The sequence below is a fragment of the Enterobacter cloacae genome (assembly GCF_011078175.1).
GTDB classification, from domain to species: Bacteria; Pseudomonadota; Gammaproteobacteria; order Enterobacterales; family Enterobacteriaceae; genus Enterobacter; species Enterobacter cloacae_Q.
Map to the genome: position 1 here is coordinate 263,503 of NZ_JAALCJ010000005.1, position 22,792 is coordinate 286,294.

The window sequence follows — 22,792 nt, forward strand, 5'->3', positions numbered from 1 at the left end:
AGCCTCTTACCCGGAGAAACGTTATGTCTGAAACCACCAAACGCAATACCATCGGCAAATTCGGCCTGCTGTCGCTGACCTTTGCCGCCGTGTTTAGTTTTAACAACGTGATCAATAATAATATCGAACTCGGTCTTGCCTCCGCGCCGATGTTCTTTTTAGCAACCCTGTTCTATTTTATCCCGTTCTGCTTAATTATCGCTGAGTTTGTCTCGTTGAATAAAAACTCAGAAGCTGGAGTTTATGCCTGGGTAAAAAGTTCACTCGGCGGGCGCTGGGCATTTATTACCGCTTATACATACTGGTTCGTGAATTTATTTTTCTTCACCTCATTATTACCGCGCGTCATTGCCTATGCCTCTTATGCCTTTCTTGGCTATGAGTACATTCTCACACCATTTGCCACAACGGTGCTAAGCATGGTGCTGTTCGCCTTCTCAACGTGGGTCTCCACCAACGGGGCGAAGATGCTGGGGCCAATTACGTCCGTAACCTCCACGCTGATGCTGCTGCTGACGCTCTCTTACATTCTGCTGGCGGGCGCGGCGCTAATGGGTGGGGTGCAGCCCGCTGATCCGATTACCGTCGACGCGATGATCCCGCATTTTAACTGGGCATTCCTCGGCATTACCACCTGGATATTTATGGCTGCCGGGGGCGCGGAATCCGTCGCGGTGTACGTAAACGATGTGAAAGGCGGTTCGAAATCTTTCGTTAAAGTGATCATCCTGGCGGGGATCTTTATCGGCGTGCTGTACTCCATCTCCTCGGTACTGATCAACGTCTTTATCAGCAGCAAAGCGTTGAAGTTTACCGGGGGTTCGGTGCAGGTGTTCCACGGTCTGGCGGTGTGGTTTGGCCTGCCGGAAGTGCTGATGAACCGCTTCGTCGGTCTGGTTTCCTTTACCGCCATGTTCGGCTCCCTGCTGATGTGGACGGCGACGCCGGTCAAAATCTTTTTCTCGGAGATCCCGACCGGCATTTTTGGTCCGAAAACCGTGGCGCTGAACGAAAACGGCGTACCGGCGCGCGCGGCCTGGATCCAGTATTTGATTGTGATCCCGCTGATGATTATCCCGTCCATGGGCTCCAGTACCGCGCAGGAGCTGATGAACACCGTCATCAACATGACAGCCGCAGCCTCAATGTTACCGCCGCTGTTTATTATGCTGGCCTACCTCAACCTGCGTCGTAAGCTCGATCACCTGCCGCGCGATTTCAGGATGGGTTCACGAACCACGGGTATAACCATAGTGTCGATGCTGATTGTTATTTTCGCCATCGGTTTTGTGGCATCCACTTTCCCTACCGGTGCCAATATTCTGACGATTATTTTCTATAACGTTGGTGGCATTGTTTTATTCCTCGGATTTGCCTGGTGGAAATACAGCAAATACGTAAAGGGATTATCAAAAGAACAACAACAAATTGAAGCATCACCTGCCTCGAATATTAACTGAAATAAAAGGCATGGATTTTATCTCATTGGGATGAGTTTATGAAAATTAAACAAAAAACATTGTGGGCACTCGCTGCCCTCTCTTTCTACTGCCCTGCTATTGCCGCAGAAGATGCCCGGCCCGCTGAACATGACGACACCAAAACACCGACAATAGCCTCCTCGTCATTTCGTTTTTATGGCGAGATGGGCGTCGGTGGGTATATGGATTTAGAAGGTCAGGATAAACATAAATACAGCGACGGCACCTATATTGAGGGCGGTCTGGAGATAAAACAGGGGAACTGGTTCGGCCTGATTTACGGCGAAGGCTGGACCGTACAGGCGGATCATCAGGGCAACGCCTGGGTGCCCGATCACAGCTGGGGCGGGTTTGAAGGTGGGATTAACCGCTTCTACGGCGGTTACAAAACCGATAACAGCACCGAGATCATGCTCAGCCTGCGCCAGGACTCATCTCTCGATGACCTGCAATGGTGGGGCGATTTTACGCCGGATCTGGGTTATGTGATCCCCAACACCCGCGACATCATGTACGCACTAAAGGTGCAAAACCTCTCCGGCAACCTGCGCTATAGCGTCACCGCCACGCCAGCGGGTCACCATGACGAAAGCAAGGCCTGGCTGCACTTCGGCAAATACGATCGTTATGACGACAAATATACCTATCCGGCAATGGCGAATGGCTATATTCAGTACGACATCATGAAAGATGTCACCTGGATGAACGGTCTTGAAATTACCGACGGCACCGGCCAGCTCTTCTTAACAGGCGTTTTAACACCCAACCTGGCGGCACGCGCCTGGCATCACACCGGACGGGCAAACGGACAGAACATCTCCGGCACGGAGAGCGGATTTATGGTCAGCGCCATGGTGGAAGCCCTGAAAGGCGTTTATCTCTCCACTGCTTACAGCTACGCGAAACATCGTCCGGACGATGCGGCTGAAGAAACAACCTCGTTTATGCAGTTCGGGATCTGGTACGAGTACGGCGGCGGGCATTTTGCCACCGCTGCCGACAGCCGCTTCTATATGAAAAATGCCTCCGGCGACCCGAGCGATCGGGTCTTCCTGATGCAATACTTCTACTGGTAAAAAGGATCGACCACCATGAAATACGTCCTCACGCCGCTGGCCTGCGCGCTGGCGCTCAGTTTTTCGGCTCACGCCGCCACCGCAACTGACTTCAAAAACGTCATCAACCGTACCGGCGCGCCGCTCTTCATGCAGGATTTCGACTACGACGACCACCAGCGGTTTAATCCCTTTTTTGATATGGGTGCCTGGCATGGGCATTTGCTGCCGGACGGGCCGCAGACCCAGGGCGGATTTCCCGGCGTAGCGCTGCTCACCGAAGAGTACATCAACTTTATGGCGACGAATTTTGATCGCCTGTCCGTGTACCAGAACGGCAAAAAAGTGGATTTCACCCTTAAAGCCTACAGCCTCCCTGGCGCGTTGGTGCAGAAACTGAGCGCCAGGGATATTCAGATCGAGATGACGCTGCGCTTTGCTTCTGCGCGTACTTCGCTGCTTGAAACCCGTATTACCAGCAAAACGCCGCTGGAGCTGGTGTGGGATGGCGAGCTGCTGGAAAAACTGGAGGCCAAAGAGGGCAAGCCGCGTTCGAATAAGACTATCGACAGCGCATATCCTGATTATCAGCGTAAGATTGTAGCCACGCGCGACGGCCTGAAGGTGACCTTCGGCAAGGTACGCTCGACCTGGGATCTGCTCACCTCCGGCAGTTCCGAATATCAGTTACACCGATCTCTTCCTGCCGAGACCACCGTTGACGGACATCGCTTTACCAGCCGGGCACAGATTTCCGGCAGCACCACGCTGTACACTACCTACTCCCATCTGCTGAACGCCGATGACGTCGCGCGTGAACAGCCGCAGATCCGCGACATTCTGGCGCGTCCGGCCTACTTTATGGCCGCCTCGCAGGCGCGCTGGGAGAGGTATTTACAAAAAGGGTTAACCAACCCGCACGCGACTCCAGAACAAACGCGCGTGGCGGTGAAAGCCATCGAGACGTTGAACGGTAACTGGCGTTCGCCAGGCGGCGCGGTGCGTTTTAACACGGTGACGCCCTCCGTAACCGGACGCTGGTTCTCCGGCAACCAGACCTGGCCGTGGGACACCTGGAAACAGGCATTTGCCATGGCGCATTTTAACCCGGAGATCGCCAAAGAGAACATCCGCGCGGTCTTCTCCTGGCAGATCAAACCCGACGATCCGGTGCGCCCGCAGGATGCCGGATTTGTGCCGGATTTAATCGCCTGGAACCTTAGCCCGGAACGAGGCGGCGACGGCGGTAACTGGAACGAGCGTAACACCAAGCCGAGCCTGGCGGCATGGTCGGTGATGGAGGTGTATAACACCACGCAAGATAAAGCCTGGCTTGCCGAGATGTATCCAAAACTGGTTGCCTATCACGACTGGTGGCTGCGTAACCGCGATCATAACGGCAACGGCGTGCCGGAGTACGGTGCGACGCGTGATAAAGCCCATAACACCGCTACCGGCGAGATGCTGTTCACGGTGAAAAAAGGTAATAAAGAAGAGTCGCTTTCCGGCCTGAATAACTACGCGCGGATAATCGATAACGGCCAGTACGACAGCCTGGAGATCCCCGCGCAGGTGGCCGCCTCGTGGGAGTCCGGGCGCGATGATGCCGCCGTATTCGGGTTTATCGATAAAGCGCAGCTGGATAAGTACGTTGAAAACGGCGGGAAACGCAGCGACTGGACGGTTAAATTTGCCGAAAACAGGAGTAAAAAAGGCGATCTGTTAGGGTATTCCTTATTACAGGAGTCCGTTGACCAGGCAAGCTATCTGTACAGCGACAATCACTATCTGGCGCAGATGGCGAGTCTGCTGGGCAAAGAGCAGGAGGCCAGCCACTATCGCCAGCTGGCAGATAAGCTCGCAACCTATATCAACACCTGCATGTTCGATGCGAAAAGCGGGTTTTACTATGATATTCGCATCGAGGATAAGCCGCTGGCGAACGGCTGTGCGGGCAAACCTATCGTCGAGCGCGGTAAAGGGCCGGAAGGCTGGTCTCCGCTGTTTAACGGTGCCGCGACGCAGCAACATGCGGATGCCGTGGTCAAGGTGATGCTGGATCCGAAGGAGTTCAATACCTGGGTACCGCTCGGCACCGCCGCGCTGACAAACCCGGCGTTCGGCGCAGACATATATTGGCGCGGCCGGGTCTGGGTCGATCAGTTCTGGTTTGGACTAAAAGGCATGGAACGTTACGGCTATCGTGAGCAGGCACAAACCCTGGCCGAAACCTTCTTTAAGCATGCGAAAGGGTTAACCTCGGACGGCCCGATTCAGGAGAACTATAACCCCCTGACCGGAGCACAGCAGGGCGCACCTAACTTCTCCTGGAGCGCGGCGCATTTGTATATGCTGTATAACGACTTTTTCCGTAAGCGCGATCGGTGATGCCCTCATGGCCGGTGGCGGCTACGCCTTACCGCGCCTGCGGTTCGTGGTTTTGTAGGCCGGGTACCCGGCAAAACTAGCGTGTGATCCACAGCGTGGGCCAGGCATCTGGCCCATTCCAGTTATCACAGCTTGGCTCTTCCGCGTAGCGCACCAGGCGGAAGCGCTGGCCGTTAAAACGCCACCGGGTCTGGATCCCACAGTCGCCAATCCCGCGTCCCAATGCCAGCGTGGTCAGCTCGCGCGTTTTTTCATCGAAGCTGGCATTCATCAGCTCCATGTCGCTACTCTGGCTGGAAGGGGTAAACGGCAGACGCAATCTCACGCTCCTGGCCGCAAACGGTTTTTTACGCGACACCAGCCACGCCAGATCGACGGTGTTGTATGCCCCCGCTTCACAGCTGATGATCATCAGCGCTTTGTCATCGGTCAAGGCGGTTACGCGCACCTCGCGCCGGTTCGGATCGAGAGAGCACTGGCTGTGGTTCATGCGCCAGGTACCGTAATCCAGAAGATCGTTGAGTTCGTTATGCGTCAGTGGCGTTGGCGTCGGGTTCACCACGGCCACCTTTTTCAAAGCCGGCGCAGGTGGCACGCTCAGCGGTGGACTATCCCCTTTTTTAATCCATGCCGTTTCACTTCCGACGCGTTTTTGCTGGGCGTCGATAAACAGCAGCGCGGCTTTTAGACCGGCCAGGGAGATCGTCTGCCTTCCCCCGCGCAGGGTCATCGCCTGCCCTTCCTGAATGGTTTTCAGAAACGTGGTAATGGTGCCCGTATCGTCTGTTTTAAGATGCCAGGGGGTTAACTGCCAGTGTTGCGAGGTGAGTTTAAGCGGCACATTGTCGAGCAGCAGGCGCGGGGCGATATCAGGCTCTTTGACCGGAGGCGCCGAAAGACCGCCGAGATCGATACGCAGGCTGGCGTCCGTTTTTGCCCCCGCACTGCGGCTCAGCGTCATGACCAGCCCGCGATGCTCGCCGGTGTTGCGCGCTACGCAGAAGTTCTGGTTATTGCAGGTCACCTGCCAGTCTGAAAAAGACTGCTGCGCAGGCGCAGCCCACACCCGAGGCGCGGGAAGCACGCAGATGAAGAAGAGAAGAAAAACGCAGTAGCGCATGAACGGCACAGCCCCGGAAACGAATAGGTCAATCTGGGGCGTATCTTCGTGCCCTGGGCGGGCTGGCTCAATCGGATTTATCGGATAGATTTATCTGAAATGCAACTTATTGCGCTTCCGCCGCAGCATTCATCAGCCCGCTGGTTTGCAGATACTGCAACAGGATCACCGCTTTACCGTCGCGGATCTCGCCGCTTTTCACCATGTTGACAGCCTGAGCGAAAGGCATTTCCAGCACTTCAATGTCTTCATCGTCCACGCCGCCGCCCCGGTGAGTGCGCTGGGCATCGGTATATTCCGCAACGAAGAAGTGAACCAGCTCGGTGACCCCGCCAGGGGACATAAACAGCTCAAAGACTTTCTGCACCGCCCCCACTTCAAAGCCCGTCTCCTCAATGGCCTCTTTGCGGATACACACTTCCGGCTCATCGTCATCAAGCAGACCTGCACAGGATTCAATCAGACGTCCATCCGCGTTGCCATTGACCCATGTCGCGATGCGAAACTGGCGAATCAGCACCACGCTTTGCTTTTCTCGGTTATACAGCAGAATCGTCGCACCATTGCCCCGGTCGTAGACTTCACGTTTATGGCGAATGATATCCCCGTTCTTACGGGTGAGATCGTAAGTGATGTTACGCAGGACAAAGTAATTTTCAGAAAGGATTTTGTCTTTAATAACGGTAATGTTCAGGGACATACGGGCTCCACGGCAAAATGAGTCTGTTTATACTACGCCGTGATGCCCGCTTTGTCGCCCGTATGCATTACTGCATATTCCGCGGCGGCACGCCAAGCCAGTCCAAGATCCCCTGCGCGGCGTGGCGACCTTCTGCCATGGCCGTGACCACCAGATCCGCACCGCGTACCGCATCACCGCCGGCGAAAATCTGCGGATTGGAGGTCTGGTAGCGATAACGGCTCTCCACAGAGGCCCTGATACGCCCCCAGTCGTCGGTGTCGACGCCCTGCGCCTGAAGCCACGGCATGGCGTGCGGATTAAAACCAAACGCCATGATCACCGCATCCGCAGGCATGACAAACTCGCTGCCCGCCACCGGGACAGGACGCCGCCGCCCCTGCGCATCCGGCTCGCCCAGACGGGTGCGCAGCATCCGGACACCGTTGACCTTCCCGCCGGTATCCAGCGTGAGCTCAACCGGCTGAACATTAAATTCAAACGCCGCGCCCTCTTCTTTCGCGTTTTTGACCTCTTTCTTTGAGCCGGGCATGTTAGCCTCGTCCCGCCGATAGGCGCAGGTTACTTTCGCCGCGCCATGTCGCAGCGCGGTGCGCACGCAGTCCATCGCCGTATCCCCCCCACCCAGCACCACCACGTTTAAACCCTGCGTGTCGATAAACGGCTCGTCTGCGGCAGGCTCAAGACCCATCACGTTTCGCGTGTTCGCCACTAAAAAAGGCAGCGCGTCGTACACGCCCGGTGCGTCTTCGTGAGGGATACCCGCTTTCATCGAACGATAGGTCCCTACGCCAATGAACAGGGCATCGTAGTCGTTTTGCAGTTGAGCCATCGACACGTCTTTTCCCACCTCGCAGTTCAGCACGAAGCGGATGCCCATCGCGCTGAATATCTCTCTGCGCCGCGCTAACAGGGATTTATCCAGCTTGAAGGCCGGAATACCAAAGGTCAGCAATCCGCCTATTTCCGGATGGCGATCGTAGACCGTCACGCCGACGCCGCTGCGCACCAGCACGTCGGCGCAGGCCAGCCCTGCCGGACCGGCACCGATGATGGCGACGCGCTTACCGACCGGCTTAACGTGGCTGACGTCCGGCGTCCAGCCCATCGCCAGCGCCCGATCCGAGATAAACCGTTCAATATTACCGATGGTCACCGCCCCTGACACATCCCGCAGGGTGCAGGCGCCTTCACACAATCGATCCTGTGGACAGACGCGGCCGGTAATTTCCGGTAAACAGTTAGTCTGGTGAGAAAGCTCAGCCGCACCGGTAATATCTCCCGCCCTGACGCGCTCAATCCACTGCGGAATGTGGTTATGCAGTGGACAGGTCCACTCGCAAATGCTGTGCTCACCACATTTCAGGCAGCGAGATGCTTCGCGCTGCGCCTGTTCCGGGCGAAAAGGCAGGTAAATTTCGTTAAAATGGCAAGCGCGCGCTTCAGGGCTGAGCTTATCCGGCTCGCCGCGTTCTGGAGTGTTTTGCATCTGCTGCCGTTTGGTTTGCGAAAGTCCTGGCTGAATCGCCTCGCTGTGCCACGGCAGCGCGTTCAGCCTTGCGCTGCGCTGTCGGCGCTGTTTAACCAGGTTACCCAGCACGGCCGGGGTAGCCAGCGTGAGCACCTCCGCCGGGCAGTTTTCCGCGCAGGCCGGTCCTTGCGACCTTCCCAGACAGAGGTCGCATTTGTGCGCCGAGGCTTTTACGCTACCGTTTTCCAGCGGGGTGACCAGCATGTCCATCGTGCCAAACGGACAAGCCACGACGCAGGCTTTACAGCCAATGCATTTTTGTTGATTGACCTGTACGCTGTCGCTGTGTTGCGTGATCGCCCCGTTCGGGCAGCTTTGCGCACAGGGCGCATTTTCACAGTGGTGGCAGGTCACGGGGCTTTTTTGGGAGCCAGAAGTGAGGACCGTAATGCGGGGATGAAAATGGCGCTCGCTTAGCACGTGCTGTTCCCCATTGTGCGCCATTACACAGGCGACTTCGCAGGCGCGACAGCCGATACACTGCTGAGCGTTGGCCATAATAAAACGATTCATAACAACACCTGTTTTTGGTTCAATAACCTTATTCTTTCTATTGTTATCGTATTTACCCACAGCGGCAGGACGACGCAATGTTCAAATGCCCAGGAAGCCGAACTATTTCCAGTGAACCTGTGGCAGATCAATTTAATTCAGGAAGCTGATGAGTGACTGTTAAACGCCCCGTATCGGGAAGCCTGGCTCGGGCTTTCTTTTCGATGATTGTATTGTCCGTTCTGATCAGCACCATTGCGCTGGTCACACTCGCCAGCAGCCAGCGCGACGCCGAGGCGATTAACATCGCCGGTTCACTGCGTATGCAGAGCTACCGCCTGGGCTACGAAATGCAGCGCACCAGCCCGTCGCTGGCGGAGCACCGCGCGGTCTGGCAGAAAACCCTGAGCGCGCCTGCGTTGCAGAAGCTAAACCGCTGGTATGTGCCAGAGGACGTCAAACAGCGATACCAGCAGCTTCACCTTGGCTGGCAGGAGATGGACAAACGCATCGCCAGCGGCGATACCGGGTGGTATCAGAACCACATTGAGGATTTTGTGGGCAGGATAGATGCCTTTGTGCTGGCGCTTCAGTACTACACTGAACATAAAATTCAGCTGGTAATTTTCATGTCGCTGACGGGCGGGCTGGGCATTTTGCTGCTGGCGGTCTTCACCCTGCGGCGCATCCGACGTCAGGTTGTACTGCCGCTGAATAATCTGGTCGCGGCGAGCGAGCGTATCGAACAGGGACAATTCGACACTCCCGCGCCGGATACCGCGCTGCCCAACGAGCTGGGCCAGCTTTCCCACGCCTTCAACCACATGTCGGCGGAATTGCACACCCTGTATCGTTCCCTTGAGCACTCCGTTGCCGAAAAAACCCGCCACCTGAACGAAGCGCATCAGCAGCTCGAAATGCTGTTCAAATGTTCACAGGCATTGAATACCGGGCAGATAGACAGCCACTGCTTCCGGCACATTTTGCAGATTGTGTATGACTATACGCAGATGAATTACCTGCAATTGCGCACCAGTGACGACTGGCAGCTGTGCGAAGGCCAGGAATCAACTGTCGAGAAAATGTACAATTTACCGGTGTTAATGCAGGACACCCTGTACGGTGAATTGCGCTGGCAGAGCACAACGGGCGATGTTCCCCTGCCGCTAATGGAAAGCGTGGCGACGATGCTGGGCCGGGGGCTCTATTTCAACCAGGCGCAGAAACATTATCAGCAGCTGCTGCTGATGGAGGAGCGCGCCACCATCGCGCGCGAGCTGCATGATTCTTTGGCGCAGGTGCTCTCCTATTTGCGTATTCAGCTTACGCTGCTGAAGCATGCCGTGCCGGGCGACAATGCCCCGGCGCAGAGCATCATTACGGACTTCTCCCGCGAGCTGAATAACGCCTGGCATCAGCTTCGCGAGCTGCTCACTACCTTCCGCCTGACGCTCAATCACGCCAATCTTCCTGCCGCGCTACAGGAATCTCTCGACGGGTTGCAAAGCCAGACCAGCGCGAAGCTGGTGCTCGACTGCCGTCTCTCGTCGCTGGCGTTGGACGCGCAAAAACAGGTACACCTCTTGCAGATTGTACGAGAGGCGGTACTGAATGCGATTAAACATGCCGACGCCAGCGAGATTGTGGTCAGCTGCGTCACCACCGCGGACGGCACACACACGGTTACGATCCGCGACAACGGTATTGGTATCGGCGACGCCAGTGAACCGCCGGGGCATTACGGGCTGAATATCATGCGCGAACGCGCGGGACGGCTCGGCGGGACGTTACGCTTCTCGCAGCCGCCACAGGGCGGTACACAGGTCAGCGTGACGTTCCGGACGCCTGCGACGCAGGCTGAAAAATAGCGGGAAAGAAGGCGCGCTGAAAAAAGCGCATGATAATTTACATTATCTCCTTTATTTCTCCACGTTTGACCAGGGCCTTACCGCTAAAGTTAGGCGGGCAATAAACAATAATGACGTGCAGCAAAACGAGGTCACACTTTAATGGCGAATTTTTTCATCGATCGCCCCATTTTTGCCTGGGTGCTTGCAATCCTGTTGTGTCTGACGGGTGTCCTGGCGATTACGTCCCTTCCTGTTGAGCAATACCCTGACCTCGCGCCCCCCAACGTGCGTATCACGGCGAACTACCCTGGCGCCTCGGCACAGACGCTGGAAAATACCGTCACGCAGGTTATCGAGCAGAACATGACGGGTCTTGATAACCTGATGTACATGTCCTCGCAGAGCAGCGCCACGGGCCAGGCGACGGTAACCCTGAGCTTTACGGCGGGCACGGATCCGGACGAAGCGGTGCAGCAGGTGCAAAACCAGCTGCAATCGGCCCTGCGTAAACTCCCTCAGGCGGTGCAGAACCAGGGGGTGACCGTGCGTAAAACCGGTGACACCAATATTTTGACCATCGCGTTTGTTTCAACCGATGGCTCGATGGATAAGCAGGACATCGCGGACTACGTCGCCAGTAATATTCAGGACCCGCTCAGCCGTATCAACGGCGTGGGTGATATCGACGCCTACGGCTCGCAGTATTCCATGCGTATCTGGCTGGATCCCAACAAGCTGAACAGCGTGCAGATGACCGCCAAAGACGTCACCGACGCTATCGAATCGCAGAACGCCCAGATTGCCGTGGGGCAGCTCGGCGGTACGCCGTCCGTGGATAACCAGGCGCTTAATGCCACCATCAACTCTCAGTCGCTGCTCCAGACGCCTGAACAGTTCCGCAATATTACTCTGCGCGTGAATCAGGACGGTTCGGAAGTGCGTCTGGGGGATGTCGCCACCGTGGAAATGGGGGCGGAAAAATATGACTACCTGAGTCGCTTTAACGGCAATGCCGCGTCCGGACTGGGGGTAAAACTGGCCTCCGGCGCCAACGAAATGGCGACCGCGCAGCGGGTGTTAGAGCGTCTGGATGAACTGTCGCATTACTTCCCGCACGGACTGGAGTACAAAGTTGCCTACGAAACCACCTCATTCGTAAAAGCCTCCATCGAAGATGTGGTGAAGACCCTGCTCGAAGCTATCGCGCTGGTGTTCCTCGTGATGTACCTGTTCCTGCAAAACTTCCGCGCCACGCTGATCCCCACCATTGCGGTGCCGGTGGTGCTGCTGGGTACCTTTGCGGTGCTGTATGCCTTCGGTTACAGCATCAACACCCTGACCATGTTCGCCATGGTGCTGGCCATCGGCCTGCTGGTGGATGATGCCATCGTGGTGGTGGAAAACGTCGAGCGCATTATGAGCGAGGAAGGGCTTTCGCCCCGCGAGGCCACGCGAAAATCGATGGGACAGATTCAGGGCGCGCTGGTCGGTATCGCCATGGTGCTGTCGGCGGTATTTATCCCGATGGCGTTTTTTGGCGGCACCACAGGCGCGATTTATCGCCAGTTTTCGATCACCATCGTCTCTGCGATGGTGCTCTCGGTACTGGTGGCGATGATCCTTACCCCTGCCCTGTGCGCGACGCTGCTGAAACCGCTGCATAAGGGCGAACACCACGGTCAAAAAGGCTTCTTCGGCTGGTTTAACCGCATGTTCAACCGCAATGCGGCGCGCTATGAAGCGGGCGTGGGCAAAGTACTGCACCGCAGCGTGCGCTGGATGGTGGTTTATGTCCTGCTGCTCGGCGGCATGGTCCTCTTATTCCTGCGGCTACCCACTTCGTTCCTGCCGCTGGAAGATCGCGGCATGTTTATCACCTCCGTTCAGTTACCGAGCGGCTCAACCCAGCAGCAGACCCTGAAAGTGGTACAGAAGGTTGAAAACTACTTCCATACCCAGGAGAAAGATAACGTGGTTTCCGTCTTCTCCACCGTTGGCTCTGGCCCTGGCGGTAACGGGCAGAACGTGGCGCGCATGTTTGTACGCCTGAAAGACTGGGATCAGCGCGACAGCGATACCGGCTCCTCCTTTGCCATCATTGAGCGTGCAACCAAAGCGTTCAACAAAATCAAGGAAGCGCGCGTTTTCGCCAGCAGCCCGCCCGCCATCAGCGGCCTGGGCAGCTCAGCCGGGTTTGATATGGAGCTTCAGGATCACGCGGGCGCCGGGCATGACGCGTTGATGGCGGCTCGCGATAAACTTCTGGATCTGGCCGGAAAAGATCCGCAGCTTACCCGCGTTCGGCATAACGGTCTGGATGACAGCCCTCAGTTACAGGTTGATATTGACCAGCGTAAAGCGCAGGCGCTGGGCGTCGCCATCGACGATATCAACGACACCCTGCAAACGGCGTGGGGCTCAAGCTACGTGAATGACTTTATGGATCGCGGCCGCGTGAAGAAGGTCTACGTTCAGTCTGCCGCGAAATACCGCATGCTGCCGGACGATATCAACCGCTGGTATGTGCGCAACAATACCGGCGGCATGGTACCGTTCTCGGCGTTCGCAACGTCACGCTGGGAGACCGGTTCGCCGCGTCTGGAGCGTTACAACGGCTATTCGGCGCTGGAGATTGTCGGTGAAGCCGCGCCGGGCGTCAGTACCGGTACCGCAATGGATATTATGGAAAAACTGGTTCAGCAGTTACCGACCGGCTTTGGCCTTGAGTGGACGGCGATGTCCTACCAGGAACGGCTTTCCGGCGCTCAGGCGCCTGCCCTGTATGCGCTTTCGCTGCTGGTGGTATTCCTCTGCCTGGCGGCGCTATATGAAAGCTGGTCAGTGCCGTTCTCGGTGATGCTGGTGGTGCCGCTCGGGGTCATCGGCGCGCTGCTGGCAACCTGGATGCGCGGCCTGGAAAATGATGTCTATTTCCAGGTCGGACTCCTCACCGTAATCGGATTGTCGGCAAAAAACGCCATTCTGATCGTCGAATTTGCCAATGAGATGAATGCCAAAGGTCACGAACTGATGGCCGCCACGCTGCACGCCTGTCGTCAGCGCCTGCGCCCGATCCTGATGACTTCTCTGGCGTTTGTGTTTGGCGTCCTGCCGATGGCCACCAGCTCCGGCGCAGGCTCCAGCAGTCAGCACGCAGTAGGGACAGGCGTGATGGGGGGAATGATTTCTGCAACGATACTCGCTCTCTATTTCGTACCGCTGTTCTTTGTGCTGGTACGCCGCCGTTTCCCGTTGAAGGAAAAGCCGGAATAACCCGTTGAAATAAAAAAGGCGGCTGTACAGGCCGCCTTTTTATTGTGTGATTCTTTCACACTATGGTTATTTTAGTTTATTAAGTGCTCTTGCATTTCTTACCGGAAATTCATTTACGAAGCATGCCTTCGATAAAGTCTTTCCAGTTCCCCAGTTCACGTTCAATCATAACAACCTCTCTTATTATTATGCGCATTCTACGAAAACATATCATCATTGTGAAGCCACTTTAACCGATTGCTGTGATTGAGCCCCGCTGTGCTGGTAGGTTTAGGATCACTATGAGCGTTGCCGGATAAATTTTATGTGACCTACAGCAATATTTTGAAATAGTCGGAAAAATGACAGCATTTTTAATTTCCCTCTGAGTTTATTGGTAATTTAAACAGGATGGACAACTATGCTTAAAAGATGAAAGACTATTCAGCTTACAGTTGTTCGTTGAATTATGGAGAATTGTAAATCACGAAAAATTCCGAATGTGTTATATTCCACTTAAGGATATATCTTCGAAAATATTGAACATTTAATCCACAAAAGAACAAAAGGATTCACTATGGTTGTGATGTACGGCATTAAGAATTGCGACACGATTAAAAAAGCCCGCCGCTGGCTGGAAGCACACAGCATTGACTATCGCTTCCACGATTACCGTGCCGACGGGCTTGACCCGGCATTTCTCCATTCCGCCATCAACGAGCTGGGATGGGAAGCGCTGCTAAATACCCGCGGGACCACCTGGCGAAAACTGGATGAATCTCTCCGGGCCACGATCAACGACGCCGACAGCGCAGCCAGACTGATGCTTGAAATGCCGGCAATCATCAAACGCCCATTGCTCTGCAAGCCAGGTCAGCCTATGCTGCTGGGTTTCAGTGAAACCCTTTATTCAGATTTATTCGTTGAGGTGTAGTCTATGTCATGCCCGGTCATTGAGCTGACTCAGCAGCTTATTCGCCGTCCTTCTCTTAGCCCGGACGACGCAGGTTGTCAGGCATTAATGATTGAGCGCCTGCGTGCCATCGGTTTTACCGTGGAGCACATGGATTTTGGCGATACGCAGAACTTCTGGGCATGGCGCGGTCAGGGGGAAACGCTGGCGTTTGCCGGACATACCGACGTGGTTCCCGCAGGCGACGCAGACCGCTGGATCAACCCGCCTTTTGAGCCAACCATTCGCGACGGCATGCTTTTCGGACGCGGCGCTGCGGACATGAAAGGTTCCCTGGCTGCGATGGTCGTGGCGGCAGAGCGTTTCGTCGCCCAGCATCCAAACCATAAAAACCGTCTAGCGTTTTTGATTACCTCCGATGAAGAAGCCAGCGCCCACAACGGTACCGTGAAGGTCGTTGAGGCGCTGATGGCGCGTAATGAACGTCTGGACTACTGTCTGGTGGGCGAACCGTCCAGCACCGAAGTGGTTGGCGATGTGGTGAAAAATGGCCGCCGTGGCTCGTTGACCTGTAATTTGACTATTCATGGCGTGCAGGGCCACGTTGCCTATCCGCACCTGGCGGATAACCCGGTACACCGCGCCGCGCCGATGCTGAATGAACTGGTGGGCATTGAATGGGATAAAGGCAACGAATTTTTCCCGCCAACCAGCATGCAGATAGCCAACATTAAGGCTGGCACCGGTAGCAACAACGTCATTCCTGGCGATCTCTTCGTTCAGTTTAACTTCCGCTTCAGCACCGAACTGACCGACGAGACGATCAAAGCGCGCGTGATTGCGCTACTCGAGAAATATCAGCTGCGCTATACCATCGACTGGTGGCTGTCTGGCCAGCCGTTCCTGACGCAGCGCGGTAAACTGGTGGATGCGGTGGTGAACGCCATTGCGCACTATAATGAAATTAAGCCACAGCTGCTGACAACGGGCGGCACGTCTGACGGACGCTTTATCGCCCGCATGGGCGCACAGGTTGTCGAACTGGGTCCGGTTAACGCGACGATTCACAAAATCAATGAATGCGTGAACGCTGCCGATTTACAACTGCTGGCCCGCATGTATCAACGTATTATGGAGCAGCTCGTCGCCTGACGGGGGCTTAAAGAGGATTAGCGAATGGACTGGCTTTCAAAGTACTGGTGGATTCTGGTGTTGGTGTTTTTGGTTGGCGTACTGCTTAACGTGATTAAAGATCTCAAGCGCGTTGACCACAAAAAGTTCCTTGCCAACAAACCGGATCTTCCGCCGCACCGTGATTTCAACGACAAGTGGGACGATGAAGACGACTGGCCGAAGAAGGACCAGAAGAAGTAATTGTACTCTCCCCAGAGGGGCGAGGGCTATTATGTTCCCTCTCCCCTTTGGGGAGAGGGTTAGGGTGAGGGGAAATGTTTAAATAAACTCTACGATATCATCGTCATTCGGCTTACCGCCGCTGAGCGCTTCATCAAAGTAGTGCTTCGGTACGGTATAGCGCAGATGATCGAGCGCGAACTGCATGCTGCGATCGTCAATGGCATGCCCCAGATCGTCCACGATATCCAGCGTAACATCCCCACCTTCACGCAGCAGCGCATCCTGGGCCGCAACCGCATGCGAAAGTTCAATAACCCGGTCTTCCCCCCCGTGAATGAGATGGATCGTGGTCTGCGTCGTCGCGCTTTGCGGTAGCGTCGCGAAGCGGCCGTTAAAGGCAATCACGCGGGACACCAGCCCCGGCTGCGCTTTCACGCTCTCCAGCGACATGATCGACCCCTGCGAAAAGCCAATGAGCGCCGTTGCGTCGGCGCCTATGCCGCTCTGCTGCTGCCAGTAGCGTACGGTGTCGATAAACGCAGGCATAGCGGCATCAATACGCGCCTGACGATTCTCCTCCGTCACGCCCTCGACGGAAAACCACTGCCGCCCGTCCGGACCGCACGGCTCGACGCCGCCGATGCTGACGATCAGCGCCTGCGGGAAAACGGGTGCAAACCAGCTGCCAATCTGTCCCATATTGACGGCATTGTCGCCCACGCCATGAAACAGAAGCAGTAACTGTTTAGCCGGTGTGTCCGGGCTTTGCACAACAAAATGGTCATGTTTCATGGCGATCTCCTTAATTGATAAGCAGGATTTTACGCCTCTGCGGGGTAATGACCATGCCACTTTACTGAAGAAGTCATTGAAAAAATTGCCATTGCAGAATGTCGTCTTTCAGCTGCTGGCTACGGGAGTCATCAAGCCTTTCAAGCGCGTGAGCGGTTTCTTCGCGTAACTTTGCCAGCAACGCTTTCCGTCCGATATCGTGCGTATTCCCTTCCATTTTCCCCCGAAGAGCCGGGAGCGGCATGTCCACGGCTAACAACAACCGGGTCAGCGCCGCAACCGAGGTCGAAAATGCCCGGTGCGCGAACGCAAACCCCGCCAGCTCAAGCCAGTCTTCACTATTAAGGGTAGCTTCCCATGCATCCGTCACCGGGATCTTTTCGCCATTCCAGGCCGACAGGACCCGCATATCACGACATAAACGCTGATGCGCCTGTTCGCAGAGCTGATGCCCCGCCTCGCTCAGCGGCAGCAACGCCATCGCCGTATAGCACCCGCTGCTGGCTTCCCGGTGGCTGCCCATTCGCACCAGCACAAAACCGCACTGTCGCCAGAAACGCCAAAGCTCGTCGGTATAGCCAAAGCTGACCGAGAGATAATCTTCACCTCTGGCGCTGCGGATCAGCCGCTGGCCGATGCCTTCCCGCTGGCGATGGGGATGCACCGCAATGCGGCTGACGCGTCGGCCTTTCAGCGTCGCCGCGAGCGGCGAACCGCCGTGCGCCGCCAGCGACTGCGCCACCAGATTTCCACGCGGCCGACGAAAGCCCGCCCATACTGCGCGGCTAAGTTCAGAGGGTAATCCCCCCTCCTCCACCAGCCAGAGCGCGCCCGCGATCTCCGCGCCCGCCTGAGCAACAGCAAAGTGCTGGCCTGGGGCGTCCATCATCCGGCGTAGATCGAGGGGCGACGTCCGGTAGTGCGCGGCACACAGTAGCTCATACACGCCTGCCCAGCGCGCCGGATCGCTCTCCCACATCTCAGGCTCCAGCGACGTTAAATACACCTCTCCTTCCGGTTTGCGATCGATAAGCGCATCGTCGAACAGCAGCGCGTTCGCCACTATGCGCTCAAGGGGACATCCGACAGCCCAGCGAACAGGCGTGGATAAGGTATAGCGCCGAAGCCCGCTGAACCGGGCGCAGAACTTCAGCACGAATCCTCTGCCCGTGCCTTCATAACCCTGCACCGTGGTGGTCAGCAACACGCGAGGAAAGCGCGACGCCAGCTTCTCCAGCAGCGGGCCGGGGATGGCGGCTGCCTCATCGACGATCAGCCAGTCAGCTTCTGTTGTGGAGGCCAGCAGCGCATCCGGGGCCATAAAGTGAAAATGTTCCCCGGCGAAACGCGCGATGACATCCGTCGCCCCTTTTGCCGGTGCGGTCACTACAGCGCTACCCTGAATGCCGTTGAGCAACATGCCCGCCAGGGCGGACTTTCCGCGTCCGCGCGGTGCCGTCACGGCGGCCACGCCCACAGGCATGGTCAGAAGAGCGTCGAGGATCTCAGCCTGCTCGCGCTGCGGCTCACCGCTGGCAGGCTGCCAGGCAGGTAAATTCGGCGTAACGGATAGGCACAGAGGACGATGTTGATGCCAGACGATGGCATCTGAATCGGCAGCCAGCGTACGGCAAAAATGGTGAACAAAATGCGGGGTGGCGATCGGCTCGGCGCTGTCGCTCCAGCGTAGAGAATCCGCATCTGGCCTGTCAGCCCAGACGGAGAACGGCGGCACCAGCAGCACCAGAAGGCTTCCGGCGCGCAGGGTCCCGCTGAGGGCGGCGAAGGCTGAGACGTCAAACCAGCGACGCGCGTCAAAAACGGCGTGCAGGTATTCACGTCCCAGCAGGCCACTGATAGCCTTGGAGGGGTTTTCCTCCAGCCACAGCCAGTCTCCAGGTAACGTATCGCGCAGTAGGGTCGCCTGGCTCAACGTCCACGCTTCATCGCCGCTAAGCACCACCAACCGGCGGTGCCCGATACGCTGAAGCTGGTTAACCAGCTGTTTAAACCCCAGCATCACATCGCTTTGCCGAAGGTATTACACTGTGACGGGTTGCCGCTGTCGAAGCCACGCTTAAACCAGCTGTAGCGCTGCTCTGAGGTACCATGGGTGAAGCTGTCCGGCACCACGCGCCCCTGACTCTGCTGCTGCAAGCGATCGTCACCAATCGCCTGCGCGGCATTCAGGGCCTCTTCCAGATCGCCTGTTTCCAGCACGCCCTGCTGCTGCATGCTGTGTCCCCAGACGCCAGCGAAGCAGTCGGCCTGAAGCTCCATGCGTACGGACAGACGATTCACCTCCGCCTGAGAAGCATTCTGCTGCATCTGACGCACTTTAGGCTCAATGCCGAGCAGCTTCTGCACGTGGTGGCCGACTTCATGCGCGATCACGTAGCCCTGAGCAAAATCGCCGTCGGCGCCCAGCTTGCTTTTCATGTCGTCATAGAAGGAGAGATCGATATAGACGGTGCTGTCCGCCGGGCAGTAGAACGGCCCCATAACGGACTGCCCGGTGCCGCAGCCAGTGCGGGTTGCGCCCCGGTACATCACCAGTTTTGGCGGCTGATAGGTCCGCCCCATTTTCTCGAACTGCTGACCCCAGGTATCTTCGGTCGTCGCGAGAATAACGGAAGTAAATTTCGCCGCTTCATCTTCATTCGGGCTGATGGAGCGCTGAGAATACTGCTGCTGTTGCCCGGTTTCACCGGTCATCAAACCGGTCAGGTCGACGCCGTAGTAGCCCGCCACCAGCACGACGACCAGCAAAATAATGCCGCCCTTGCCGCTGGGTAACCGGAAACCTGGCCCGCCCATAGACGGACCACCGCCACCACTGCTGCGTCTGTCTTCTACGTTGTCACTTTCACGACGCCCTTGCCAGCGCATAAACACCTCGAACTATTCCATTTATAATAGCTATGATCGTAGGCGGTTAATGAAAGGATTACCATAGTAAACAAGGATAAGACGCCAAAGGATGCCCACATCCTTTGGCAAATGCGCAGTTTAGTCGAGCTTAACGCCTAAACGGTGAGCAACCGCTTCGTACGCTTCGACCACGCCACCCAGACTCTGGCGGAAACGGTCTTTATCCATTTTATCCAGCGTCTCTTTGTCCCACAGGCGGCTGCCGTCCGGAGAGAACTCGTCGCCCAGCACCACTTCGCCTTTGTACAGACCGAACTCCAGCTTGAAGTCGACCAGGATCAGGCCCGCGTCATCAAACAGCTTTTTCAGCACGTCGTTGGCTTTGTAGGTCAGTTCCTGCATGCGCGCCAGGTTCTCTTTGCTTACCCAGCCGAAGGTTTCGCAGTAGGATTCGTTGACCATCGGGTCATGCATAGCGTCGTTTTTCAGGAACAGATCGAACAGCGGTGGATTCAGTTCGATACCCTCTTCAATGCCCAGGCGCTTCACCAGGGAGCCTGCGGCACGGTTACGGATCACGCACTCAACCGGCACCATATCCAGTTTTTTTACCAGACATTCCGTATCGGACAGCAACGCTTCCATCTGAGTCGGGATACCGGCTTCGGCCAGTTTGGTCATAATGAAGTGGTTGAACTTGTTGTTCACCATGCCCTTACGATCGAACTGCTCAATGCGTGCGCCGTCTCCTGCTGACGTATCATTGCGGAATTCGAGCACCAACAGATCCGGGTTTTCCGTGCTGTATACGGTTTTCGCTTTGCCACGATACAACTCAGCTTGCTTCTGCATCTTCATTACTCCTGGTGTGATGATTTGTATTCAAAACTGGCCATATTATGCCACGCACACGTTTGCGTAGCACGAAAATAAAAAGGGCTGGATTAACCAGCCCTCGCTATTATTTGCTGAATGCGGCCTGGAAGGCAGCAACCAGCGCATCGTTCTGCGCCTGGGTCAGCGTGTGTCCTTTCGGATCGATAAATTGCAGGCTGCTGCGGTTATCGAGGTCGCCCACCTGGATTTTGTAGTCACCGGAAGGCAGCTGTGGATCGCTTGCCCCCAGCTCCTGCCAGGCGCTATCCGACAGCGGCTTATAGGTCGCTGTGATGCTGCCCGTTGAACGGGTGCTGTCGGTCACCTTCATGCCCACTTTTTCAAGCGTTGCTGGCAGACGCTGCCAGGTCTGGTTAAACGGCGCACGCACCACCAGCATTGGCAGGCCGGTATCGTCTGCACCGCTCTGCACGTCAAAGGTTGAGCCGTTACGGTTCTGCGCGGCGTTTGCGGCATCGGTAGCGTTCTTATCCAGACCTGCGGCAATCACGTTCAGCATTTCAGTACTGTAGCGCTGCATGGCGGCCGGATCGGCAACCGGTTTTCCTGCCTGTTCAAGATTCAACAGCTTAACGGTAACCGCCTGCTGATAACCCTGCGGCTTAACGGAGACTTGATAACGACCACGATACTGCTGGTCTTCATCGAGACGGTTCCACTCAATCCAGTCGGTGGTTAAGGTCTGGCTGGCATCGTCGCGTTTATCAATCGTATAGTTTTTCGACTGAATGACGCTCACAACCTGCGGCCACAGCGTGGTACCGCGTGCGCTTTCCACCAGCAGAGAAGCTGTATCACCGGTGAACTGCGTGCGCGCGCCGCTCACCAGCGCCAGAGGCTGAGCAGGTGGACGAATATCGAGCGCTTTACCTACCAGGCCGCTGCCGTTGGTAACCGGAATATTATAATCACCGTTCTGGATCGGCAGGATCATGCCGGCAGGCGCGTGAAGTTCAGCAAGCGGCGGCGCTTCCAGATAGGATTCATCACCGCTCACCTGGCGCTTGTAGCGCGAGTCTGAACTACAGGCAGCGAGGAGCATAACAAGCGAAACACCCGCAACCTTCGCCAGGCGCGACTTCTGTACTGAATAAGCCATCAAATCTCCCTAAACTTTACAGCAAACCGGCATGCTTCAGCGCGCCAGCGACAATTTCACGACCGCGATCGGTAATCGGTGTCATTGGCAGACGCAGCGTGTCGGTTGCTACAAGCCCCAACTCCTTACATGCCCATTTCACTGGGATCGGATTGGGTTCGACAAATAATTTATTGTGCAACGGCATCAGACGCTGATTAATCACGCGAGCTTCATCAAAGTGACCGGCTGCGGCCAGCTTGCACATGTCAGCCATATCGCGCGCCGCCACGTTCGCCGTCACGGAAATCACGCCGTTACCACCGAGCTGCATAAAGTCCAGCGCGGTCGCATCATCACCGCTCAACAGGATAAAGTCGTCTGAAACCAGCTCTTTGATCTGATGAACGCGGCTTAAGTTCCCTGTCGCCTCTTTAATCCCGATAATATTTTTTACTTTCGAGAGACGGCCAACGGTTTCCGGCAACATATCGCAGCCGGTACGGGACGGCACATTATACAGAATTTGTGGCAAGTCAGTATGTTCAGCGATGGCTTTGAAATGCTGGAACAAACCTTCCTGAGTAGGACGGTTGTAGTAAGGGGTCACCGTCAGACAGCCAACAATGCCGCTGTCGTTAAAACGCTGAGTGAGGCTAATTGCCTCTGCCGTTGCGTTTGCGCCTGTACCCGCGATGACCGGGATACGCCCGTCAGCCAGCTCAAGGGTCAGCATCACAACGTCGCCATGCTCTTCGTGGCTCAGCGTTGCGGATTCACCGGTAGTCCCTACCGAAACGATCGCCGAGGTTCCATTGGCGACATGGTAATCAATGAGCTTCTTCATGCTTGACCGGCAGACATTACCTTTTTCATCCATCGGTGTAACAAGCGCGACAATACTTCCCGTGAACATGAGCCATCCTCTGTGCGAACAAGAGCCTCAATGTTACGTTTGGAACTGTAATAAAAGCAAGCGACCTGAGGCTCTCAGGCGGTTGTATGCATGTTTTTTT

The 22,792-nt window shown here is 56.2% G+C and carries 18 protein-coding genes; 8 read left to right on the forward strand and 10 right to left on the reverse strand.

Features of this window, described 5'->3' with window-relative positions; all coding sequences use genetic code 11:
- Positions 1-23 precede the first annotated feature (23 nt).
- Genes G6Q29_RS13230 through ygjK form a run of 3 tightly spaced genes read left to right on the forward strand, consistent with a single transcriptional unit; the run spans position 24 to position 4,924 of the window.
- On the forward strand, positions 24-1,460 hold the full coding sequence (locus G6Q29_RS13230; RefSeq protein WP_047733471.1) for an amino acid permease: 1,437 nt from the start codon (positions 24-26) through the stop codon (positions 1,458-1,460).
- 38 nt (positions 1,461-1,498) lie between these two features.
- Entirely contained in the window at positions 1,499-2,557 is a 1,059-nt protein-coding gene (ygjJ, locus tag G6Q29_RS13235; protein WP_165465956.1) for a protein YgjJ, read from the forward strand.
- A gap of 15 nt (positions 2,558-2,572) precedes the next feature.
- Positions 2,573-4,924, forward strand: a complete 2,352-nt coding sequence (gene ygjK / locus G6Q29_RS13240) for an alpha-glucosidase (RefSeq protein WP_165465957.1) — start codon at positions 2,573-2,575, stop codon at positions 4,922-4,924.
- A 76-nt stretch (positions 4,925-5,000) separates the two neighbouring features.
- On the opposite strand, the gene G6Q29_RS13245 is transcribed toward ygjK, so the two are convergent.
- The 3 genes from G6Q29_RS13245 to aegA form a co-directional block, all read right to left on the reverse strand.
- On the reverse strand, positions 5,001-6,044 hold the full coding sequence (locus G6Q29_RS13245; RefSeq protein WP_165465958.1) for a DUF1176 domain-containing protein: 1,044 nt from the start codon (positions 6,042-6,044) through the stop codon (positions 5,001-5,003).
- A 106-nt stretch (positions 6,045-6,150) separates the two neighbouring features.
- On the reverse strand, positions 6,151-6,744 hold the full coding sequence (gene nudK / locus G6Q29_RS13250) for a GDP-mannose pyrophosphatase NudK (RefSeq protein WP_165465959.1): 594 nt from the start codon (positions 6,742-6,744) through the stop codon (positions 6,151-6,153).
- A 67-nt stretch (positions 6,745-6,811) separates the two neighbouring features.
- Positions 6,812-8,788, reverse strand: coding sequence for a formate-dependent uric acid utilization protein AegA (gene aegA / locus G6Q29_RS13255; protein ID WP_165465960.1), 1,977 nt, complete (start codon positions 8,786-8,788; stop codon positions 6,812-6,814).
- A gap of 152 nt (positions 8,789-8,940) precedes the next feature.
- Between aegA and narQ the strand changes: the two genes are divergently transcribed.
- Positions 8,941-10,635 carry a nitrate/nitrite two-component system sensor histidine kinase NarQ gene (gene narQ, locus G6Q29_RS13260; protein WP_165465961.1) on the forward strand — a complete coding sequence of 565 codons (1,695 nt, stop codon included), beginning with the start codon at positions 8,941-8,943 and terminating at the stop codon, positions 10,633-10,635.
- A gap of 141 nt (positions 10,636-10,776) precedes the next feature.
- The gene (gene acrD / locus G6Q29_RS13265) at positions 10,777-13,890 is read left to right on the forward strand and encodes a multidrug efflux RND transporter permease AcrD (protein ID WP_165465962.1); all 3,114 of its coding nucleotides are present in this window, start codon (positions 10,777-10,779) and stop codon (positions 13,888-13,890) included.
- A 109-nt stretch (positions 13,891-13,999) separates the two neighbouring features.
- On the opposite strand, the gene ypfM is transcribed toward acrD, so the two are convergent.
- Positions 14,000-14,059: a protein YpfM gene (gene ypfM / locus G6Q29_RS13270; RefSeq protein WP_015572204.1), complete on the reverse strand. Its 60-nt coding sequence runs from the start codon at positions 14,057-14,059 to the stop codon at positions 14,000-14,002.
- A gap of 387 nt (positions 14,060-14,446) precedes the next feature.
- Here ypfM and G6Q29_RS13275 point away from each other — a divergent pair, with 387 nt between their 5' ends.
- The 3 genes from G6Q29_RS13275 to G6Q29_RS13285 are packed head-to-tail and all read left to right on the forward strand — an operon-like array spanning position 14,447 to position 16,156.
- The gene (locus G6Q29_RS13275; RefSeq protein ID WP_165465963.1) at positions 14,447-14,803 is read left to right on the forward strand and encodes an ArsC family reductase; all 357 of its coding nucleotides are present in this window, start codon (positions 14,447-14,449) and stop codon (positions 14,801-14,803) included.
- 3 nt (positions 14,804-14,806) lie between these two features.
- Positions 14,807-15,934, forward strand: coding sequence for a succinyl-diaminopimelate desuccinylase (dapE, locus tag G6Q29_RS13280; protein ID WP_165465964.1), 1,128 nt, complete (start codon positions 14,807-14,809; stop codon positions 15,932-15,934).
- Positions 15,935-15,958: 24 nt separating this feature from the next.
- Entirely contained in the window at positions 15,959-16,156 is a 198-nt protein-coding gene (locus G6Q29_RS13285; protein WP_000383991.1) for a YpfN family protein, read from the forward strand.
- Positions 16,157-16,234: 78 nt separating this feature from the next.
- Here G6Q29_RS13285 and ypfH read toward each other — a convergent pair whose 3' ends face one another.
- The 6 genes from ypfH to dapA all read right to left on the reverse strand — a co-directional run bounded on the left by ypfH (position 16,235) and on the right by dapA (position 22,692).
- Positions 16,235-16,930, reverse strand: a complete 696-nt coding sequence (ypfH, locus tag G6Q29_RS13290; protein ID WP_165465965.1) for an esterase — start codon at positions 16,928-16,930, stop codon at positions 16,235-16,237.
- Between the two features lie 73 nt (positions 16,931-17,003).
- Positions 17,004-18,950: a tRNA(Met) cytidine acetyltransferase TmcA gene (locus G6Q29_RS13295; protein ID WP_165465966.1), complete on the reverse strand. Its 1,947-nt coding sequence runs from the start codon at positions 18,948-18,950 to the stop codon at positions 17,004-17,006.
- The gene (gene ypfJ / locus G6Q29_RS13300; protein WP_001303362.1) at positions 18,950-19,819 is read right to left on the reverse strand and encodes a KPN_02809 family neutral zinc metallopeptidase; all 870 of its coding nucleotides are present in this window, start codon (positions 19,817-19,819) and stop codon (positions 18,950-18,952) included. The genes G6Q29_RS13295 and ypfJ overlap by 1 nt, the downstream gene beginning before the upstream one ends.
- 120 nt (positions 19,820-19,939) lie before the next feature.
- Positions 19,940-20,653 (reverse strand): phosphoribosylaminoimidazolesuccinocarboxamide synthase, encoded by a 714-nt coding sequence (gene purC, locus G6Q29_RS13305; RefSeq protein WP_001171626.1) that lies wholly within the window; start codon positions 20,651-20,653, stop codon positions 19,940-19,942.
- 109 nt (positions 20,654-20,762) lie between these two features.
- Positions 20,763-21,797 carry an outer membrane protein assembly factor BamC gene (gene bamC / locus G6Q29_RS13310; protein WP_165465967.1) on the reverse strand — a complete coding sequence of 345 codons (1,035 nt, stop codon included), beginning with the start codon at positions 21,795-21,797 and terminating at the stop codon, positions 20,763-20,765.
- Positions 21,798-21,813: 16 nt separating this feature from the next.
- On the reverse strand, positions 21,814-22,692 hold the full coding sequence (gene dapA / locus G6Q29_RS13315; protein ID WP_165465968.1) for a 4-hydroxy-tetrahydrodipicolinate synthase: 879 nt from the start codon (positions 22,690-22,692) through the stop codon (positions 21,814-21,816).
- Between the last annotated feature and the right edge of the window lie 100 nt (positions 22,693-22,792).

Excerpts from the sequence above, each read along its gene's own strand:
- acrD (WP_165465962.1), top strand. The coding sequence starts at position 10,777 with ATGGCGAATTTTTTCATCGATCGCCCCATTTTTGCCTGGGTGCTTGCA.
- aegA (WP_165465960.1), bottom strand. The coding sequence starts at position 8,788 with ATGAATCGTTTTATTATGGCCAACGCTCAGCAGTGTATCGGCTGTCGC.
- purC (WP_001171626.1), bottom strand. The coding sequence starts at position 20,653 with ATGCAGAAGCAAGCTGAGTTGTATCGTGGCAAAGCGAAAACCGTATAC.
- G6Q29_RS13230 (WP_047733471.1), top strand. The coding sequence starts at position 24 with ATGTCTGAAACCACCAAACGCAATACCATCGGCAAATTCGGCCTGCTG.
- ygjK (WP_165465957.1), top strand. The coding sequence starts at position 2,573 with ATGAAATACGTCCTCACGCCGCTGGCCTGCGCGCTGGCGCTCAGTTTT.
- ypfH (WP_165465965.1), bottom strand. The coding sequence starts at position 16,930 with ATGAAACATGACCATTTTGTTGTGCAAAGCCCGGACACACCGGCTAAA.
- ygjJ (WP_165465956.1), top strand. The coding sequence starts at position 1,499 with ATGAAAATTAAACAAAAAACATTGTGGGCACTCGCTGCCCTCTCTTTC.
- ypfJ (WP_001303362.1), bottom strand. The coding sequence starts at position 19,819 with ATGCGCTGGCAAGGGCGTCGTGAAAGTGACAACGTAGAAGACAGACGC.
- dapA (WP_165465968.1), bottom strand. The coding sequence starts at position 22,692 with ATGTTCACGGGAAGTATTGTCGCGCTTGTTACACCGATGGATGAAAAA.
- G6Q29_RS13245 (WP_165465958.1), bottom strand. The coding sequence starts at position 6,044 with ATGCGCTACTGCGTTTTTCTTCTCTTCTTCATCTGCGTGCTTCCCGCG.
- G6Q29_RS13295 (WP_165465966.1), bottom strand. The coding sequence starts at position 18,950 with ATGCTGGGGTTTAAACAGCTGGTTAACCAGCTTCAGCGTATCGGGCAC.
- G6Q29_RS13285 (WP_000383991.1), top strand. The coding sequence starts at position 15,959 with ATGGACTGGCTTTCAAAGTACTGGTGGATTCTGGTGTTGGTGTTTTTG.
- G6Q29_RS13275 (WP_165465963.1), top strand. The coding sequence starts at position 14,447 with ATGGTTGTGATGTACGGCATTAAGAATTGCGACACGATTAAAAAAGCC.
- dapE (WP_165465964.1), top strand. The coding sequence starts at position 14,807 with ATGTCATGCCCGGTCATTGAGCTGACTCAGCAGCTTATTCGCCGTCCT.
- nudK (WP_165465959.1), bottom strand. The coding sequence starts at position 6,744 with ATGTCCCTGAACATTACCGTTATTAAAGACAAAATCCTTTCTGAAAAT.
- bamC (WP_165465967.1), bottom strand. The coding sequence starts at position 21,797 with ATGGCTTATTCAGTACAGAAGTCGCGCCTGGCGAAGGTTGCGGGTGTT.